This is a genomic window from Microbulbifer variabilis, assembly GCF_056232115.1.
Genome location: NZ_CP174325.1, coordinates 2,534,644 through 2,554,995 on the forward strand (window position 1 = coordinate 2,534,644; position 20,352 = coordinate 2,554,995).

Below are 20,352 nucleotides of genomic sequence, written 5' to 3' on the forward strand. Positions count from 1 at the left end.
CTGGCTCATAGATAGAACCGGCGAATATCGCCCTCTTATTAACTAAGTTAATTTTCATTTACAAAGAATGACGAAAATGATTAAAGGGAAAATAAGAAGCTTTGGTTTAGGAGTAGGGCTACTAGTTTCATTTGTCAGTATACAGTCTGTAGCTCTAGAGACTCAGCTAATAGATGAAGTGGCACCTACAGAAATACCGCGATCAGGTGTGCCAGTTTTTGGTGAATCCCTCTTTAAAGGAGCCTTCAAGGACCAGCCATTTAGCGGTTTTAATCCTGACTACCGGATCACTATAGGTGATCAAATCAATCTGCAGCTCTGGGGTGCTTATAGTTTTAGTGCCACCTTGCCAGTTGATCCCCAGGGCAATATTTTTGTGCCTGAAGTTGGGCCTGTTCATGTTGCAGGCGTTAAAAATGGCGTGCTGAATGATTTTGTCCTGCGGCATGTAAAGCGCGTCTTTAAAAATAATGTACAAGCGTACGCGAATTTAGAGGCTAGTCAGCCGGTAAAAGTGTTTGTTACCGGGTATGTTAACAGTCCCGGCTTATACAACGGCTTTAGTTCTGATTCTATTTTGTACTATCTGGATAGTGCCAGCGGTATTGATGCAGAAAGTGGTAGTTTTGTTGACATTAAAGTCATGCGCCAGGGAGAGGAGATACAAGGAGTAAATCTGTACAACTTCCTGGTGGACGGCATTATGCCAGCTCTCCAGCTTCGTAATGGTGATGTTGTTGTAGTGGGCGGGCGGCATGGATCGGTAACCGTGGAAGGTGCGGTACAGCAACCCGCTCAAATGGAATTCGTAGGGCCTTATACCCAGCTTGGGGAAATGCTACTTGTGACCAAGCCCGACCCACAAGCCAATTTTGCCCGAATTACTCAGGTCATTGGTGGAGTTCAGCAGGCTAATTACATGCCGTTAGCGGATGCTATGACAACGCGATTGTACCCTGGAGCACAAGTAGAGTTAGTACGAGATAACGATATTGAGTCTATTTCGATACGTGTATCGGGTGAGCTGGATGGTCCAGCTACCTATGTTCTTCCCTATGGAGCAACACTCAATGAATTGTTAGATCAGTTGAGTTTCCGAGGCAACGCTGATGTAGATTCTATTCAGCTTTACCGTAAAAGTGTTGCCGAGAGGCAGAGAGCAGCTTTAGATCGTTCGTTGGATGCCCTGCAAATGGAAGTATTAACGCGTCAGCCCAATACTGATCTGGAGAAGTCAGCGCAAAAAGACAATGCCATGATGATTCAAAATTTCATTGAGCAGGCACGCAAGGCTGAACCCAGAGGGCAGGTCGTGATTGCAAACAACCCAAACGCGGCGGAAATGCTTCTTGAGGATGGTGATGAACTGGTAGTGCCTCTAAAATCTTCAACGGTTTCAATAGTGGGAGAGGTTATATTTCCAACTTCTCTTGTGTATAGCAAAAAGCGTACTTTAGAGGACTATATCGAGCTGGCCGGTGGATTCGCTAATAATGCTAATCGCGATGAACTCGTTATTTTGCACCTCGATGGCACTATCAGTCGTATTGATGATAGGGACTTTGATAATCGCCTGGGAGATCGTTTGCGCCCCGGAGATGAAATCATGGTGATGCCAAAAATACAGTCTAGTGAATTACAAGTAACCAAAGATGTCACCGAGATACTTTATCGTATCGCAGTTGGCACAGCCGCAGTTCTCTCCTTCTAAATTGGTACGCGGTGCCCGTTATTTTTATTCATATTGGCCTCATTATTGCTGATTAATTGTCAGGAGCCGCGGAGTTTGGCTCCTGTCTTTTACGGTTATGAATATAGCTTTTGGCGAGTGTAGGCACGTGTAATACCGTTTTCATTAATTGTATGTAACTATGCACGTCAAAATTATTTAAATAAATTTTGACTGATAATCGCATTCTGTCCAATTAAACAAACCGGGCAAAAACCCCTGAATTTATCTCTGAGGGGCGTTCTCGGATCATTAAAGGATGTAAATTCAAGGGTGGGCGAAATGGTTGTGAAAGGATCTTCTGATAGAAAGGGGATAATCTTAGCTGGAGGTTCAGGTACTCGCCTGTATCCCCTGACCAAAGGTGTAAGTAAGCAGCTGATGGCTGTCTATGATAAACCGATGATTTACTATCCACTGACAACCCTGATGTTGGCAGGTATCAGAGACATCTTAATTATCACTACACCAGAGGAACAGTGCCTATACCAGCGCTTGCTTGAAGATGGTGCTCAATGGGGTATCAGTATTTCTTATGCAGTGCAGCCCTCACCGGATGGTCTCGCCCAGGCCTTCTTGATTGGGAGAGAGCATGTGGGTAATCATAAAAGTGCACTTGTTTTGGGTGATAATATTTTCTATGCACAGAATTTCAGCCAGATACTTCAACATGCCAATGCTAAAGAGGCTGGAGCCACAGTATTTGGGTACCGTGTTGCGGACCCTCGTGCCTATGGGGTAGTTGAGTTTGACAGCGAAGGCTGTGCCATAAGCCTGGAGGAAAAGCCCGAACATCCAAGGTCCAACCATGCTGTTACGGGTTTGTATTTTTATGACAACCAGGTTTGTGATATTGCCCGGGAAATTAAACCTAGTGCTCGTGGTGAACTGGAAATTACCGATATTAATAAGGTCTATCTGAATGAAGGGCAACTTGACGTAGAGCGACTCGGACGAGGAAGCGCCTGGCTGGATACTGGCACCCATGACAATCTGTTGGAAGCTGCACATTTTGTTCAGACTATTGAGCGGCGTCAGGGTCAAAAAATAGCTTGCCCGGAAGAAGTTGCCTATCGTAAAGGGTTTATAAGCGCTGAAGACTTGGAAAAGCAAGCCCATCCGCTAATGAAGAGTGGTTACGGCAAATACCTGATGCAAATACTGATTGAGAGTGGAGAGAGTTCAACTCTGAATGCGCGACGATACGCACTAGGGACATAAAAAGAATTGCTTCGGGATAATTCGAGCCATAAATTTTAGTCAGCAGGCTATTGCAATATTGCCGGTTGTTCATGATGGGCCGTCAGCCGGCGCCTTCCCCTCTTACTTTGTGATTACTAATGTTGTATGAAAATCATTGAAACAAAAATCCCCGATGTAAAAATTATCGAACCCAAAGTATTTGGGGATGAGCGTGGCTTCTTTTTCGAGTCTTTTCGAGATGACGTTTTTAATAGAGAGTGCGCTGAGAGAGTCTTTGTGCAGGACAATCATAGTAAATCTTCTCTGGGGATACTGCGTGGCTTACATTATCAGACTGAGCAGACGCAGGGTAAATTAGTTAGGGTGACTCAAGGCGAGGTTTTTGATGTTGCCGTGGATCTACGCAAAGGTTCAACCACTTTTGGTATGTGGGTTGGTGTTTATCTTTCTGCAGAGAATAGAAGACAGCTCTGGGTGCCCGAAGGTTTTGCGCACGGGTTTTATGTTACTAGCGAATCTGCCGAATTTGTCTATAAATGTACGGACTATTATGCACCAAAGTATGAGCAGTCGATTGTTTGGAATGACCCGGATTTGAACATAGAATGGCCGCTCGTTGGTGATGAACAGCCACAGCTATCGCCGAAAGATCGGGATGGGAAATACTTTAAGGATGCTACCTATTTCGCCTGAAATTTAGGACTTATTTCCTTAAAAGAGTGTAATTACCCTTCTGGTTGTAATTCAGTCTCGTTGAATCGGAAACATCTTTTTTTGAGCGGCAAACTGAGCTGCTTTTAGTGTATTGGTAAGCAGGCACAAGAGACACTTATGAAAATTCTAGTAACTGGGAAGAATGGGCAGCTGGCTACTGAGCTTCAGCAGCAGTGCCCCAATGAGTTTGAACTGGTGTCTCTAGCTAAAGAAGAACTGGATATTTCTGATAGAGCAGCTGTATTTTCGGCAGTCGAACATTTTTGCCCTGACGTGATTATTAATGCAGCAGCCTACACTGCAGTAGATAAGGCTGAGCAAGAGAAAGAAAAAGCTTTCTCTATAAATACGCTTGGTGCAGAAAATCTGGCTCACGCCTGTAAAGAGTTTAATTTACGTTTTCTACATGTATCAACGGATTTTGTTTTTGATGGTGAAAAATCTTCTCCCTATTTAGTATCAGATACCGTAAATCCACTTGGCGTCTATGGAAGCAGTAAAGCTGAAGGCGAGTCCGCTGTTCAGAATATAATTCCTGAAGCAATAATTTTAAGAACAGCCTGGGTCTATGCTGCCCATGGTAAAAATTTTGTTAATACGATGTTACGCCTGATGAGTGAGCGCGATGAGCTAGGAGTAGTGGCTGATCAGGTGGGAACACCGACATGGACCGGATCCATTGCACAAGCTCTATTTTGCTTGGCCGAAAGTAAAGAGGCGTATGGTATTTATCATTGTACAGATCTCGGTGTGGCCAGCTGGTATGACTTTGCAGTAGCTATATTTGAAGAGGGAAAGGCAAGTGGCCGGATTTCCCTTGATAAGGAATTGATCATTAAAGCTATTGCAACGAAGGATTACCCGACCCTTGCAAGAAGACCCGCTTACAGCGTGTTGGATAAGAGCCGTTTAGTTGATGAGCTAGGTATGGAGTTGAGGAACTGGCGTGATTCGTTGAGATTAGCCTTATCTCATAAAGCACTTCAGCGAAATGTTGAGCAATAACCCCCTTTTAATATTTAAGAACTAAAATTAATAGTGATCTTAAGATGAAAAACTTACTGGTAACTGGCGGCGCTGGTTTTATAGGTGCCAACTTTGTGCACTACTGGATAGAAAATTATCCGCAAGATACAGTTATCGTGTTAGATGCATTAACTTATGCAGGTAATCTCAAAAGTTTGAATTCGGTAAAGGATTGTCCAAATTTCCAGTTTTACCAGGGTGACATCTGTGAAACTGATCTAGTAGAAACGCTTCTCAGAGAGCATCGTATAGATACATTGGTACACTTTGCGGCGGAAAGCCATGTAGATCGCTCTATCAGTGGTCCCGATGTATTTATTCAGACCAATGTCATAGGTACTCATAGCCTACTTAAAGCGGCAAAAAAAGTTTGGCTGGAAGAGGGGGTCAATCGCGAGATACACCGTTTCCATCATGTTTCAACTGATGAAGTATACGGAACTCTCGAAGCTGAAGAACCGGCATTTAGTGAGGCTACCCCTTACGCTCCTAATAGTCCTTATTCAGCGAGTAAAGCCGCATCAGATCATCTGGTACGCGCCTACCACCACACTTACGGACTAAAAGTAACCACCAGTAATTGCTCAAACAATTATGGTCCCTACCATTTTCCGGAAAAGCTGATCCCGCTGCTGATCACCAATATCTTACAAGACAAGCCATTGCCAATTTATGGTGATGGCCAGCAAATTCGTGATTGGCTCTATGTTGAGGACCATGCTCGAGGTATCGATTTGGTAATCCGCAAAGGGGAGCTGGGCGAGTGTTACAACATTGGGGGAATTAACGAATGGACCAACATCAATATCGTAAAAATGATTTGTGAGTTGATGAATAGAGAGTTTGAAAATCAACCAATACTTGCCAACAGGTATCCGCAGGCAACTTCTGTAATAGCTGGCAAAGCCCAAGATCTTATTATTTTTGTGGAAGACAGGGCTGCTCATGATCGGCGCTACGCTATAGACCCACGGAAATCCAATAGCCAGCTGGGCTATCAACCACAGGAGAGCTTTGAAACTGGCATCCGAAAAACGCTCCTTTGGTATTTAGAAAATGAGGATTGGTGGGCTTCAGTGATGGATGGCAGTTATCGACAGTGGATAGAACAGCAATACAGCACCGCTGAGTGAGGATGGATAAATCAATGGGTATTAAGATACGAAAGCGTTTCAAGGCCGCTGGATCCGTGCAGGAAAAAATGTTCTCAGAGCAGGTGCAGGTATGGGTAGACGTATGTGGAGTTATCGGTGGACGACATCTGTTGATACAAGGTTGGGCGTTCCACCCCGAATATAAATCTCTGGATTTCCGGCTTGAATATATCGGCAGTGAAGAGGACAGCAGCTCTCAGGATGTAGGTGAGCTTAATTATTATACCCTGAGAACTACTCGATTAGATGTAAACAGACATTTCAAATTCGAAGGTGATAGCTGCTGGGGTTATAGCCTCCTAGTGGAATGGCCCTATGATGTCGCTGTGGAAAACACTTTTCTGCGTATGACAGTAAGTGCTGACAGCCAGTCTAAAGAGGTAGAGCTTAAGCCATTTGTAGAGTTAACCGGTGAAACCTTATTTGGTCACTGTATGACTTGGCGTACGGGAGAGAAGGCTGAATTACTCAACTTGATGTTTGAGAGCATGGGTAAAGGGGTCTTTGAAATTCCGGGATTAAAAAAACTAGAAGAAAGCCAACTCAAGTCTCTGGTTGACTGGCACTGGGATAGTATTCTGGCAGTGCCCGGCCACGGAATATTCCTTTCTGGCTGGCTACTTGATGGTCAGCGGGATCTGGCAAGTTTAGTGCTACGTACTACTGATGGCAGCTACAGTCTCAATTTGCTCGAGGAATCTGCACGTTTTGACCGTATTGATGTCTTAGAGGCCTTTCCCGGTAGAGCTGAGCCAAACTATAAGGCAGGCTTCTTTACTTGGGTGCCTATGCCACATCTGATAGAGCGGGCCAGTCTAGAGATGCTGTTTTTTACAAAAGAGGGCGGCTTGGGCGTAGTGCCAGTTCGGCAGTCTAATGTTCGTGAAGATATCACCCAGGCCAGCCAGCAGGTGCTGGTGAATTTCAATGTAGATGGCCGGGAATACCAGAGCAATATGCGTAAATATATTGGCCCGGCACTGTCTGCGCTTTGGTCCAATCGGCGCTATCTCCTGGAAGATCCCCAAGTGGAAATATTGCAGTTCGGGCAAGAGGTGAAAGAACCCAAGCGCAGTGTGATAGTACCGCTATATGGTCGCTATGACTTCTTACTGCACCAGATAGCCCAATTTACTGAGGATACCGATTTTGCCGAGACGGAACTGATTTATGTTCTGGATGACCCCAGGCTCTATGATGCGTTTATACCTTTCTGTTATGACACGAGCATGTTGTTCCCTGTAAGCTTCAAGGTGATATACGGCGGTCGTAATTTGGGTTATGCCGGTGCTAATAATCTCGGAGTGCGCTATGCCAGCGCAGATAACTTAGTATTGCTTAATTCAGATATTATCCCTAGCTGCAGTGGTTGGATATCCAGAATCGAACAAAAAGTATCTTCGCTGAAGGATGTCGGTGTGGTTGCACCAAAGTTGGTTTTTGATGATGGCACAATCCAACATGTGGGAATGACTTTCTCCAATAGTGTCCAGTTTGGCAACTTATGGTTGAACGAACACCCAGGTAAGGGTAATCCGGAATGGTTGGTGGGCATTGATTCTGTGATGGAATCACCGGCAGTTACCGGTGCGTGTATGTTTATTAGCAAAGCGTTATATGATTCTGCGGATGGTCTGGATGAGACTTATGTACTCGGGGATTTTGAAGATTCTGATCTCTGCTTGAAATTACGCGAAGCAGGCTACCGTCACTATGTTCTTGCCGATGAAAAGCTCTACCACCTGGAGCGGATGTCACAAAATTTGTTCGAAAATAGAGACTGGAAATTTAAAATCACCCTTTATAACGCCTGGCAACATACCGAGCGCTGGGGAAGCCTGATTGAACAGCTGGTTCGTTAAGGAATTATCAATGACTGAACACAGAATACTGATTGTTTCCCACGGTCACCCGGATCACAGCAAGGGTGGTGCAGAAGTGGCCGCCTATAACCTGTTTAAGGAATACGAACGACTGGGCTTGGACACTGTTTTTTTGGCACGTACCGACCAGCCTTCCCATGGAGGATCTGCTTTCTCCACTATTAATTCGGACAAAGAGATTCTATTCCATACTCATATGTCCGATTTTTTCCTGTTCCAATCGGGTTGTAAAAAGCATGTTTGGCAGGAATTTCGTGCATTATTAAAGCGCTACAAACCGACTGTAGTACATTTTCATCACTACATTCATATGGGGTTGGAATTGATCCGTGAGGTAAGAAATACCTTACCGGATGCACGTCTTGTTGTAACACTGCACGAATATTTAGCTATCTGTGCTAATAATGGCCAAATGGTGAAGCCAGGCAAACAGATGAAGCTTTGTTATAAGTCATCTCCCACTGACTGTGCACGTTGTTTCCCCGAGCGCTCTGCAGCGGACTTCTTCCTGCGGGAGAAGTATATCAAATCCATTTTTAACTTGGTGGATATGTTCGTCTCACCCAGTCATTTTCTGATTGAGCGCTATAAAGCCTGGGGAATCCCCGAAGAAAAAATGGTAATGATCGAAAATGGCCAGCCGGAGATCGAAACGCCTGCACCTCGTCCCTTAGCAGAAGGGGAAGGGCGCGGCCGTTTCGCTTTCTTTGGTCAGATCAATCCTTTTAAAGGTGTAGATGTATTGCTGGAGGCCTTTAAACTGTTGCCCGAAGATACCCAAGAGAAGGTTCATTTGGATATTCACGGAGCTAATTTACAAGGCCAGACGGAAGAGTTTCAGGAGAAAATTCTTGGGTTGTTAGAGGATCTGGGTGATTTGGTTACCTTGCATGGCTCCTATGAGTCCCATGAAATAGGTCGCTTAATGGAGCAAGCCGACTGGGTGATTATTCCTTCGGTATGGTGGGAAAACTCACCGATGGTTATTCAGGAGGCCTTTAACCATGGCCGTCCTTTGATCGGTAGTGATATCGGCGGTATGGTTGAAAAAATTACCGATGGTGTTAGTGGCTACAATTTCCGCAGTGGAAGTAGTAACTCCCTTAAGCAGGCTATTTTGAAAGCTTATGGAGAGACGAATAGCTGGGACTTGGTTGCAAGCGATATCCCTAAACCTTTGAGCATTAGTGAATGCTCAAATATTCATCTATCAATTTATTAATATTTAGATTTAGTAATAGGCATAATTATGATTACACCAATTATGTTGCGCAGTTTTGGAAGATCAGGATCCACATTGTTAATGCAGGTCCTAGGTTCTTCAAATAATGTAGTTTTTGATAGGCATTACCCATTTGAAAAACGTCATTTAACTTATTTATGCAGATTGTCGGGATTGGTTGGTAAAGATACTGCTAATGATTCGGATTGGAACCCGGATTCTATTTTTAATAGAGAGTTGAATAAAGTTGGTCCCATACCATATTCTGAAGTAAGTATCTTCGATAGGGATGAGCTTTCTAAAGATTTTTTGAAAAGGCTTTGGAATGGATTTTCTACCCAAGTAAAGAAAACTAATTTAGGTATAATTGATAGTGATAATCCTGTGTATTATGCGGAGAAAGTCGTTCATGATATTTGCAGTGATGTAAACAATGTTATTGCCGCTAAAAACTTATTCTTGCTGAGAGATCCTAGAGATGAATTTCTTTCCATAAAAAGCTTTAATAAAAAGCGTGGCTTTAATGGGTTTGGATGGGAAGAAAGCGATACGGATGAAAGTTATGCGATAAGACTCTGTAAAATGAGAAAGAGTTTTATGAGACATGTAGCGAATATGGAGTGTGACGATAGGCGTTACTTTGTAAAGTACGAAGATTTTATGTTGTCTCCATTTGATAAGACAAATGATATCGGTGAATGGCTTGGTTTGACTCTTGATTATAATCAGGTTCTTGCTAATAGAAGCTCTGTGGATCAGCACATTACTGCACCTGAATCAGTTATTAGATGGAAAAGTGAGATGGGTTCATCACTTTGTGAGATTTTTAATGAGTATCTAGGTGAAGAGCTTAATTCATTGGGATATGAAGTTTAAGTTTAGAAATAAGAAATGAAAAAGTTTAGCGTTTATGCAAACTGTCAGAGCGTGGCACTAGCCAAAACTTTGCTTAGTGATCAGGGCTTTAGCAGCGTATATAAGTTGGTGGAGATAAAGCCTGTTCATACTTTAGAAAGTACGGATATAAATGATATCCTGAATAAAGTACGTGATCTAGATCTGTTCATTTATCAGCCTTTTGGAGGTAGGGGGGTAGAGGAGCTTTCATCTGAATCGGTTGTATCGAAACTACCAGAAAATTGTATCTCTCTATCTTTTCCGCCTCTTTACTTTGATGGATACTTTCCCCAGCTGGAGATGTTGCCGGGAATTCAGTCCCCACTAAATCTAGTTCATGATTTTTTCGTTTTGAAATTCTATCTTGATGGTTATTCAGAGGCCGTATGTAAAGAGAGGCTGTTGAGTGAAAGTTTAATCGAAGAAAAGAAAGCTGTTAACTATTACGAAAGATCTATAGAGCGACTGTATAATAGAGAAAAGATTAACAATATAGATCTTCCGGTGTCTAACTTCATAAGAGCTAATTCGCGAACCTATAAACTGTTTAATCAATTCAACCACCCGAGAAAACCAGTCTTTGAGTTTTTGAAGAATAATATTCTGGATAGAGTTGGTGTGCGATCTTATTCTTCAGATTTAGATTGGGGTGGGCCAGGATATCTGGACGGAATTAGGTGTCCATCGCTTTCTTGCATGCGTAATAGTTTGAGCTTTGACTTTGAAGATGATGAAGTATATTTTGCTCAAGGGAAAATTCTGGGACTTGATGAAGTGATTAGAGGTTTTTATCAATCTTATGAAGATGTTGATAGAACCATGCTTGAAAATGCAATTTTAGAAAAAAAATCTGAAGTGGTTTCTCTTTTAGAGAATTAATAGTTTTATGAATGTAGCAATATTTTCTCCTAATTTTGGAAGTATATCAGAGCCCTGGATATTATCTGCCCAAGAGATAATGAAAAAGACTGGAAATAATACAGGCAATTTAGCATATTGGTACTCTGTGCCTAGAATGTTTGATGCTAAATTTCATATTATTCAGGGAATGGCACATGCAATAGCATTGAAAGGTAAGGTTGATCTTTTTGTTTTTCCGGCTTCCAATCAGCTGAATCCAAATTCGGATATGGGGGCGATTGCTGATATCGTGGAAGAGCTAGATGTACCATGTTTAGTAATTGGCTTGGGTGCACAGTCAGAAGATGAAGCGATATTCCCAGAATTAAAAAATGGTACATTAAGATTTTTGCAATCTGTGGCAAAACGTTCTCCTGCAATATTATGCAGAGGTGAATATACTAAGCGCTTACTAAATAACCTTGGAATTTTCAATGTTGTTGTTGGTGGTTGTTCAACGGTTTTTATAAATGGGAATAAAAACTTAGGTGTGAGGCTTGAGGATAAATTTAATAGGCCCATAAGTAGATTGAATATTGCTTCCGGGCAAGTAAATCCTGCAGTGCAACAGGTTGAAAGAGATCTGCTGAATCTCTTGGAAAGCGTCAATTGTGGTAGCTATACGATACAGCACCCACCAATTCTCTTTAAAGCACTTATGAATGAAAATTTAGATGCTAGTGAAGCAACACTGACTGAAAATCTGGCACAAAGATTTCTTGGTGTAAAGGATGGGGCTGCACTTGTTACTTTCCTTCGGAAATTTTCAGTATTTCATGGTGATATAGACTCGTGGCTTACAAATCTTACTTTGCACAGCCACTCAGTTGGTACTCGGATACATGGAAACATTCTTGCCCTACAGGCTGAAACTCCAGCTGTATGTATAACAACTGATACGAGGACTCGTGAGCTTTGTAATGTATTGAAAGTTCCATCCGTTGATAGTCTAACTTTTTCTGATAGGTATAATACTAAGGAGAAGATGTTGAGTATTTTTTCTGAGTCAAATTTTTCAGGTAAAGAGTTTGATGATAATAGATTAAGGCTCGCTAATATTTATTGGGATGTTTTTAAAAGCCTTGATGTTAAAGTTTCAAAAAACTTTAAATGCTTTATAAGTTAAGAAGCCTTCTTTTAAAGGTTTTATTTTAATTTTATGGTAATCATTATAAATTTATGATTCGACTTTTTGTCTGCTGTTTACAGGCTGTTGATTTTTGTACCTTAAAGCTATGACTCTATTGAGAGCTTAAATGAAAGCAATTCTACCCGTTGCTGGTTTGGGAACCCGTATGCTGCCAGCAACAAAAGCTATTCCCAAAGAAATGCTGCCTATCGTCGATAAACCGCTTATTCAGTATGTGGTCAATGAGGCGGTTGCCGCTGGGATAAAACATATTGTGCTGGTTACCCATTCCAGTAAGAACTCTATCGAAAACCATTTCGATACCAGTTTTGAGTTGGAGGCTACCCTAGAGGCCAGGGTCAAACGACAGCTATTGGATGAGGTTCGGTCCATCTGCCCGAAAGACGTTACTATCATGCATGTACGCCAGGGTGAGGCGAAGGGGTTGGGGCATGCCATCTTATGCGCCCGACCATTGGTGGGTGATGAGGATTTTGCGGTGTTACTTCCGGACGTCATTATCGATGATGCAGCTTCTAATCTCTGCCGGGATAATTTGGCGCAAATGTTGTCGCGATTCAATCGGATTGGTGTTAGTCAGGTGATGGTTGAGCCGGTTCCGGTAGAAGAAGTGCATAAATATGGCGTGGCGGATTGTCAGGGAGCAGCGTTGTCTCCAAATGCCTCGCAGCCAATGACAGCCATTGTGGAAAAGCCTCCTGCAGCTGAAGCGCCATCGAATTTAGCAGTGGTTGGACGCTATGTATTGTCACGCAAGCTATGGCCCTTACTTGAACAGACATTACCAGGTGCCAGTAACGAAATTCAGCTTACTGATGCTATTGCAGAGTTGATGACACAGGAAACGGTTGAGGCTTATCGTATGGTCGGCAAGAGTCATGATTGTGGCTCTAAGTTGGGCTATCTAAAGGCAAATGTTGAATACGGATTGCGCCATCCAGATTTAGCAGAAGATTACCGGGCTTATTTGAATACGTTGATGCTATCTGGGGATATGGCTTCCGATAGTCAGATCCAGCTTCCAGAGGATGCTGCTGCATGATTGAGAATAGCGAAACGATGGGTAGACGGGTATTGGTTACCGGTGGCGCGGGTTACATTGGCTCTCACACCCTGGTGGCATTACAAGAGGCTGGGTTTGAGGCTGTAGTTATCGATAGCCTGTGCAATAGCTCCGAAGTAGCTTTACAAAGAGTACAGGCGATTAGCGGCAAACCGGTTCGCTTCTATCGTGGTGATATTAGAAACCGCAAACTGCTAGACCAAATTTTTACTGAGAATGTGATTCATGCCGTAATTCATTTTGCCGGACTGAAGGCAGTAGGTGAATCTTCACAGAAGCCGATCGACTACTACCAGAGTAATGTTAGTGGCAGTCTGGTATTACTGGAGGCTATGCAGGCGTTTGGAGTTAAGCAGCTGGTGTTCAGCTCTTCCGCCACTGTTTATGGTAGTGAGGCCCCTGTGCCTTATGTGGAAACTCTACAAACTGGTCGCACCAGTAACCCATATGGCACCAGTAAATGGATGGTAGAGCAGGTTTTACGGGATGCGGCCGCTGCGAACCCAGAGCTTTCTGTGGCACTCCTTCGATATTTTAATCCTGTTGGTGCGCATCCTTCTGGATTGATTGGAGAAGATCCTCAGGGAATACCTAACAACCTGCTACCTTATATCGCCCAGGTTGCAGTGGGTAAGCGCAACGAGTTATCGATATTTGGCGATGACTACCCCACACCGGATGGCACCTGTCTGCGGGATTACCTTCATGTAGTGGATTTGGCGATAGGGCACGTTCGAGCCTTGGAGTGGCTGGCAGATAAGTCAGGCGCAGAAGCATTTAACCTTGGGACCGGTCGGGGCACTTCTGTACTGGAAATAGTTCGAGCTTTTGAACGGGCTTCAGGTGTAACAGTTCCCTATCGGCTGTCACCACGTCGTGCAGGCGACCTGCCAGCTTTTTGGGCTGATGCTTCCAAGGCAAAATGTGAATTGGGGTGGGTTGCAAATCTGGGGTTGGAGCAGATGATGGCCGATACTTGGCGGTGGCAGAGTAAAAACCCCCATGGCTATGGCGCTGTTGCTACCAATAAGTAGATGAAAATGGCGCTAGCGATATTTTCTTGAAAATAGCAGAAGAAAATAGAGAATCTCGCGAACGTCTCACTATGCACTGTGTTGACAGCGTTAAGTTAGCTCGGCATTGAATAAACAAGTTTTTTAGATTTTTAGCATGAAAGTATTTCAGATTGGCTTTAATAAGTGTGGTACGACAAGCCTGAACCACTTTTTCTTGCGCAATGGCTATAAAGCTATTCACTGGGATCATGGGAACTTGGCTTTACAGATTGAGGATAACTATCTACATGGACGGCCATTGCTGAGTGGATATGAAGATTTCGATTTCTTTAGCGATATGGAGCTGGTTTCAAGTCGGTGCCTATATGCCTTCGAAAAATACTATCAGGAACTGGACCGACAGTACCCAGGTTCTCTTTTTATATTAAATACACGCCCTGTGGATAAATGGATAAAGAGTCGCCTTAATCACGGTGATGGAAGTTACTTGCGGCGTTTTGAACAAATCTACTCGTGTAACCGTGAAGGCGTTATAGATCGTTGGAAGTACGAGTGGTACAAGCATCATTCAAATGTGCTTCAGTATTTTTATGGGCGTGAGAACTTCCTTCTATTTGATATTGAAAACGATGATGGAAGCAAGATAAAAAAATTTACTGGCTGTTCAAAAATGCAGGCTTCTTTTTACAGACATGATCACCGGACCAGCTGTTAGTGTGATTGGTGCTACGACTGAGATAATGTGTGCCTGCACTTTTCTGATTGTCACTCCTGTTAGATTATACGTTATTTTAATAGTGACCACTTTCGAAACTTTTTTAGAATAGTTGACTAAAGATGGTTTTTTGGAGCGCGAATGAAGTTTGGAATCGCTGCGATTTTTAAAAATGAATATGAGTATATTCTGGAATGGATTGTCTATCACCAGTTGATAGGTGTTGATGCCTTTTATATTGCTGATAATGTCAGTGATGATGGATCCTCACAGTTATTGGAAGCACTGGACAGCCTAGGTGTGATAAAAAGGGTTTATTTCCCCAGAGTTGGTACCGGTGGTCCACAGATGCCTGCTTATAATAATATGTTACATCGGTTCGGTAACGAAGTTGACCTCTTGTGTTTTATTGATGCTGATGAATTTCTTGTCAGCACAAATGGCAGTAATTTAAAGGATGTTTTATCTGGTTTTTATGCACTAGAGGATGCTGGTGCTCTGGCACTCAATTGGCGAAACTTTGGGTCGTCCGGTCATAAATTCAAGGATGAGGGCTTGGTAATTGAGCGTTTTACATATGCTTCAAAACAAGATCATGATTTCAATCGACATATCAAGACGATCTTAAAGCCCTCTATGGTAGAGAGGATGCATGTTCATGAATGTATCCTTAAATCTGGACGTTATTATTCAGGGAATCTTCAACCAACGGTCTTTGAGAATGGCAGTCCGTGTGAGCCCAAGACGAGCAAGGTTCTCTATGATGAGATAAGAGTTAATCATTATGTGGTTAAGTCCCGTCATGAGCATGTTATGAAAAAGGAGCATAAAGGCTCTGGAGCTGGCAGTGCAGAGAGAAAAAAGGGTGAGGCTTACTTTAAGGCGCACGATTTAAATGATGAGAGAGATAAGGCACTGCTCTGCTATGTTGATGACGTCAAGGCAGGCGTTGCAGCCCTGAGGGATCGTATTGGTGCAGAAACCCCATTCCTCTGTTACGGGAAAGCGTTTGTTGATGTTAAGCCTGAGCTGATTACCGGTTGGGCTGTTACAGAGTCTGATTGTCCAGTAAAGATTCGCTTGTTGGTCAATGGCGTAGAACACCTTGTCGATTTGAGTCGGGCGCGCCCAGATGTTGTGCGTAAGGGGCTTTCCAAAAGGCTACAATGTGGCTTCAGTTTTAAACCCAAGAAGGTTATCACCAGCGAAGATAAAATTGAGGCGTATATATACGGTACGACTGTTGAAGCGAAGGTTAACTTTAAGTTGGATATTAGCGTTTAGGAAGAAACCTTATATATGGCCGGATATGGCATTGGAACAAGTAGCTAAACTTGAAAGTAAGGTTATTCCGGTACGCATAACAAGCACGGTAAAGTGCACAATTAAATAACGGGATTTAATACTGGTGTTTAAATTTTTGAAGTCCCTGTTTCGTATTGATTTGATCTCCAGGCTTAAGCCTGCACTTGCTATTAGTCGGGCCAGTGATGCTTCGATGAATTTTGACTGGTATTCTGAGGGAAAAGATCCGCAATTTCTGGTAAAGGGACGGATGCCCAGTGCCGGATGGTATATGGTGGAAATTGCTTTGAAGTATAATCAGTCTTCTATAGATTCAAAGATCTACTTTGATTATGGGGCTGGTTTAAGTGAATCTGACAGCATTTTTATTCCTATTAAATCCGGTAAAGTCACCAAGCGCCTGGTATACCTTTCTGCTCGACCACAGGCAGTACGTTTTGACCCCATGGAATCTGTGGGGCTATTTTCAGTAAAGCGTTTTAACTTAGTCAGACTTTTGCCCCAGTTTGCTTATGATCGCTTGGCTCAGCGTCTCAACAATATGCACTTTAAGTTTCGTAACTTGGGAAAAGCGAATGTGTTGCGGAGTATTCGCGAGGAAGCCTTAGAAAGGAATTGTTGTTGGCGTGATTTGGCGTTAGAACACTACGGGAGAACTTTTATTAAGAGACGTCAGTCTCGTGATTATAATGAGTGGATCAGAACCGTTGAGCTCAAACGCCTCGAATCTGCGGATAAGGGGCTTTCCCTAAATACAAATACAGACCCCCTGATTTCAATTGTTGTCCCTACTTACAATACTGATTTAAAGCTATTGTGCGCTTGCGTTGACTCGGTACTAGCACAAAGTTACGGCAATTGGCAGCTTTGTATTGCCGACGATGCGTCTTCGAAACCACAGGTTAAGGCTTGCTTGAAGGAATACCAAGCCAAAGATGCACGTATCCAAGTGGAATTCCGGAAAAGTAATGGACATATTTCAGCGGCTAGTAATAGCGCTTTAAATTTGGTAAAGGGCGAATATATCGCTTTACTGGACCATGATGATACTCTGGCGCCGCACGCCCTACAAAGAGTGGCAGAGGAGATTCGGAAAAAACCGCAAGCTCAATTGCTTTATAGTGATGAAGACAAAATTGATCATTTGGGTGAGCGTTTTGATCCGCACTTCAAGCCGGATTGGAATCCTGATCTTCTATTGTCACAAAATTATATTTGCCATTTGACGGTGCTAAGGGCATCTCTAGTGGCACGGGTAGGAGGCTTCCGCTTGGGGGTTGAGGGCAGTCAGGATCACGATTTGCTCCTGCGTTGTTCGCCCTATCTGAATGTTGATAATGTCGTACATATTCCGGAAATACTATACCACTGGCGAGCGATCAATGGTTCCACCGCCCAGGAGGGCGACGCCAAAAGTTATGCAGCCAAGGCGGGCTTAAAAGCGGTGACTGATTATTTTGAAAGTGAAGGGTTGCAAGCTATGGCAGAGCCGGGTACAGCACCAAACAGCTATCGGGTGCACTGGACTATTCCTCAGCCTGCTCCTTTGGTGAGTTTACTGATTCCAACTCGGGATGGCCTGGAGATTCTTAAGCCCTGTGTAGAGGCGATTCTGTCCAGAACAGATTATCCGAATTATGAGGTGCTGATTTTGGATAATCAGAGCCGTTGCGAGGCAACATTGCGCTTTCTGAAGGAGATTAGTACTTCTAATACAAGGGTTTCAGTGCATCGTTGGGACCACCCATTCAATTACTCTGCGATTAATAATTTTGGCGCTGAGCTGGCCAGGGGTGAGATTATAGGGTTGGTGAATAACGACATCGAGCCTATCAACAGGGGCTGGCTGACAGAGATGGTAAGCCAGGCGCAGCGGCCTGAAATCGGCTGTGTGGGCGCAAAACTTTACTACTCCAATGATACTATCCAGCACGGTGGAGTGATTCTCGGGATTGGAGGTGTCGCAGGCCATTCCCACAAGTATTTCAACCGTAATGAATACGGTTATTTTTCGCGCCTGCACTTAGTGCAAAACCTTTCAGCAGTGACAGCCGCGTGTCTTCTGATACGTAAAGCGGTATTCGTGGAAGTGGGGGGGTTGGACAGTGCTAATTTGGCGGTGGCTTTTAATGATGTGGATTTATGTCTCAAGGTGCGCGAAGCGGGTTATCGTAATCTGTGGACACCTTATGCGGAACTCTACCATCATGAATCAGTTTCTCGAGGCGCCGACAATACCTTGGCTAAACGCCGCCGTGCGCAGCGTGAGGCGCAGTATATGCGCAATCGTTGGGGAGAGTTGTTAGATACTGATCCAGCTTATAATCCTAATCTGACGCTTGTGCATGAGGACTTCTCATTGGCATAAATCTGAAGTAGTAAGGCACCTTAGCTGTATTCACTGATTTATTCTAATGGGGACTTCTTTGCATTTGCCAACTTGCCATATTAAGAGAGTGGCGCGTATGGATGTTCTTCTGTTGCGCTTGGCGGCTAGGCTGGGGGCTTACGGGCATAACTATAGGAAGCTTTGGGCGGGCAGCATAACCGGATCAGTTTTGGCATAATCTGTTGTTGCTCCAGGCCTGCAATAAAACAAATTCTCGTATCGGTAACCAGAGCGGTGCCCTGATCTTATGACACTTTCCCAATTTTTTGTTGCGGGTATCTTTGCCCTGGTGATCGGTTCCCTGATTTTCACACGTTTCCGCCCTTCTCTGGTCTTTGCTTCAGCTGCTGGAGCCTGTTTTTTGACCGGATTGGTACCTGCGGAGTCGGTGTTACAGAAGGGGGCTAACCCGGGTTTGGTGACATTGATAATTTTGTTACTGGTATCGGTGGGGTTGGAGAAGGCCCGTTGGTTGCGGGCTCTTTCAGAAGGGTTGATCAATGGCTCCCTGAGGATCAGCCTTCTACGCTTAACTACTGCAACAGCGCTAAGTTCAGCTTTTCTCAACAATACTGCTGTGGTGGCAGCTTTGGCGTCCAGCGTCAAAGGACAACGCCGTTTACCGGCAGCAAAGCTGCTATTACCACTTTCCTATGCCGCTATTCTCGGTGGAACCCTGACCCTGATAGGCACTTCCACCAACCTGATTGTTAATAGTTTCGTGCTGGACCGTGGCCTGCAAGGTCTGGAGTTCTTCACTTTTTTGCCAGTAGGATTGGCCGCAACCTTAGTGGGACTGGCAGTGTTGTTGTTGTGTAATCGCCTTTTACCTGAAGGGGCGGTAACTGAGGAGCCGGTGACTGAATATCTGCTGGAAGCAGAGGTAGTGGCAGATTCACCCCTGGATGGCAAGAGCGTTGAACAGAACCGCTTGCGCCAGCTGGAGACCCTCTACTTGATCGAAATTGTTCGTGGAAATCAAATCATAAGTCCAGTGGCACCTTCAGAGGTGCTCCGTTGTGGGGATAAGCTGATTTTTAGTGGTGATGTCCGAGATCTGGGACGTTTACAGGATATTGAGGGGTTACGCCTTTTCGCTCTGGAAGATGAGAAGTTGGACCTGAATCTCACCGAGGTGGTGGTAACGCCCAGTTCCAGTATCCTTGGCCAAACCCTAAAGGGGTGCAACTTTCGTACTCGTTTCGACGCTGCTGTAGTTGCTATGCGCCGTGGCGGTGAACGGTTGTCAGGGAAGCTGGGGGAGATAGAGCTGCGCGCGGGAGATGCGCTGCTGCTGGCAGTGGGAGCGGATTTCAAGCATCACTTAAATATCGATAAGAACTTTTATGTGATAAGCGGTACTGAAGTACGGCGTGAACTTTCACGGCGGGATAACTGGCTGCTGGGCCTTGGTTTTGCTGCCGTAGTTTCCGGTGCGGCGCTCGGCTATTTTTCGTTGCTGAAAGGACTGGTGGTATTGCTGGGTGGCATGATAGGGCTGGGTATCGTATCGACTACTGAGATGCAGCGACGCTTCCCTTTCCAGATATGGTTAATTATTGCCTGTGCCTTGGTACTTGCAGAGGCCTTTGCTGTTAGTGGCTTGGCGGACACGCTGGCTGGTGGTTTGAGGAGTATGCTTGCTGGCTGGGGACCGTTGGCTGGTCTGGTGGGTATATTTTTGCTGACCTTAGTCCTAACCGAACTGATGACGAATAATGCAGCCGCCGCGCTTACTTTCCCTCTTGCCTGGAGTTTGGCAGAGAGTTTTGGGGTGAGTTGGGTGCCTTTTGTAATGGCCGTGGCCTATGGGGCCAGCGCAAGTTTTTTGACTCCATTTGGCTACCAGACCAATCTGATAGTGCAAAACTTGGGTGGGTATCACTTAAGGGACTTCCTGCGTGCGGGTTTACCTCTCACCATTGCATACTCTTTGACTGTCCTAACATTATTGCCAATCGTATTTCCCTTTGAGAATTGAAGCTT

16 protein-coding genes are annotated in these 20,352 nt (G+C 44.2%); all 16 read left to right on the forward strand.

All coding sequences use genetic code 11. The annotated features are described in order from the left end of the window. Nucleotides 1-76: 76 nt before the first annotated feature. Nucleotides 77-1,711 (forward strand): polysaccharide biosynthesis/export family protein, encoded by a 1,635-nt coding sequence (locus tag ACJJI7_RS11345; RefSeq protein WP_020412101.1) that lies wholly within the window; start codon nt 77-79, stop codon nt 1,709-1,711. Nucleotides 1,712-2,011: 300 nt separating this feature from the next. Further along, on the forward strand, nt 2,012-2,950 hold the full coding sequence (rfbA, locus tag ACJJI7_RS11350; RefSeq protein WP_020412102.1) for a glucose-1-phosphate thymidylyltransferase RfbA: 939 nt from the start codon (nt 2,012-2,014) through the stop codon (nt 2,948-2,950). A gap of 126 nt (nt 2,951-3,076) precedes the next feature. Beyond that, nucleotides 3,077-3,625 (forward strand): dTDP-4-dehydrorhamnose 3,5-epimerase, encoded by a 549-nt coding sequence (gene rfbC / locus ACJJI7_RS11355; protein ID WP_282951508.1) that lies wholly within the window; start codon nt 3,077-3,079, stop codon nt 3,623-3,625. 138 nt (nt 3,626-3,763) lie between these two features. Further along, nucleotides 3,764-4,651 (forward strand): dTDP-4-dehydrorhamnose reductase, encoded by an 888-nt coding sequence (gene rfbD, locus ACJJI7_RS11360; RefSeq protein WP_444902119.1) that lies wholly within the window; start codon nt 3,764-3,766, stop codon nt 4,649-4,651. Between the two features lie 44 nt (nt 4,652-4,695). After that, nucleotides 4,696-5,805 (forward strand): dTDP-glucose 4,6-dehydratase, encoded by a 1,110-nt coding sequence (gene rfbB, locus ACJJI7_RS11365; protein ID WP_444902118.1) that lies wholly within the window; start codon nt 4,696-4,698, stop codon nt 5,803-5,805. A 14-nt stretch (nt 5,806-5,819) separates the two neighbouring features. Next, nucleotides 5,820-7,688: a glycosyltransferase family 2 protein gene (locus ACJJI7_RS11370; protein ID WP_282951505.1), complete on the forward strand. Its 1,869-nt coding sequence runs from the start codon at nt 5,820-5,822 to the stop codon at nt 7,686-7,688. Nucleotides 7,689-7,698: 10 nt separating this feature from the next. Further along, the gene (locus tag ACJJI7_RS11375; RefSeq protein ID WP_282951504.1) at nt 7,699-8,931 is read left to right on the forward strand and encodes a glycosyltransferase family 4 protein; all 1,233 of its coding nucleotides are present in this window, start codon (nt 7,699-7,701) and stop codon (nt 8,929-8,931) included. 27 nt (nt 8,932-8,958) lie between these two features. Further along, a complete protein-coding gene (locus tag ACJJI7_RS11380) occupies nt 8,959-9,807 on the forward strand; it encodes a sulfotransferase family protein (RefSeq protein WP_282951503.1) in 849 nt (282 codons plus the stop codon). A gap of 15 nt (nt 9,808-9,822) precedes the next feature. Then, nucleotides 9,823-10,707, forward strand: a complete 885-nt coding sequence (locus tag ACJJI7_RS11385) for a WcbI family polysaccharide biosynthesis putative acetyltransferase (protein WP_444902117.1) — start codon at nt 9,823-9,825, stop codon at nt 10,705-10,707. 7 nt (nt 10,708-10,714) lie between these two features. Next, complete coding sequence (locus ACJJI7_RS11390) at nt 10,715-11,854, forward strand: polysaccharide pyruvyl transferase family protein (RefSeq protein WP_282951502.1); 1,140 nt, start codon at nt 10,715-10,717, stop codon at nt 11,852-11,854. 130 nt (nt 11,855-11,984) lie between these two features. Then, nucleotides 11,985-12,920, forward strand: a complete 936-nt coding sequence (galU, locus tag ACJJI7_RS11395) for a UTP--glucose-1-phosphate uridylyltransferase GalU (RefSeq protein WP_282951501.1) — start codon at nt 11,985-11,987, stop codon at nt 12,918-12,920. After that, nucleotides 12,917-13,975 carry a UDP-glucose 4-epimerase GalE gene (gene galE / locus ACJJI7_RS11400; protein ID WP_282951500.1) on the forward strand — a complete coding sequence of 353 codons (1,059 nt, stop codon included), beginning with the start codon at nt 12,917-12,919 and terminating at the stop codon, nt 13,973-13,975. The genes galU and galE overlap by 4 nt, the downstream gene beginning before the upstream one ends. 136 nt (nt 13,976-14,111) lie before the next feature. Further along, nucleotides 14,112-14,672 (forward strand): sulfotransferase, encoded by a 561-nt coding sequence (locus tag ACJJI7_RS11405; RefSeq protein ID WP_020412113.1) that lies wholly within the window; start codon nt 14,112-14,114, stop codon nt 14,670-14,672. Between the two features lie 141 nt (nt 14,673-14,813). Beyond that, nucleotides 14,814-15,956, forward strand: a complete 1,143-nt coding sequence (locus tag ACJJI7_RS11410; RefSeq protein WP_444902116.1) for a glycosyltransferase family 92 protein — start codon at nt 14,814-14,816, stop codon at nt 15,954-15,956. 124 nt (nt 15,957-16,080) lie between these two features. Then, entirely contained in the window at nt 16,081-18,345 is a 2,265-nt protein-coding gene (locus ACJJI7_RS11415) for a glycosyltransferase family 2 protein (RefSeq protein ID WP_444902115.1), read from the forward strand. A gap of 268 nt (nt 18,346-18,613) precedes the next feature. Continuing rightward, the gene (locus ACJJI7_RS11420) at nt 18,614-20,347 is read left to right on the forward strand and encodes an SLC13 family permease (protein ID WP_282951496.1); all 1,734 of its coding nucleotides are present in this window, start codon (nt 18,614-18,616) and stop codon (nt 20,345-20,347) included. The last annotated feature ends 5 nt before the right edge of the window (nt 20,348-20,352 follow it).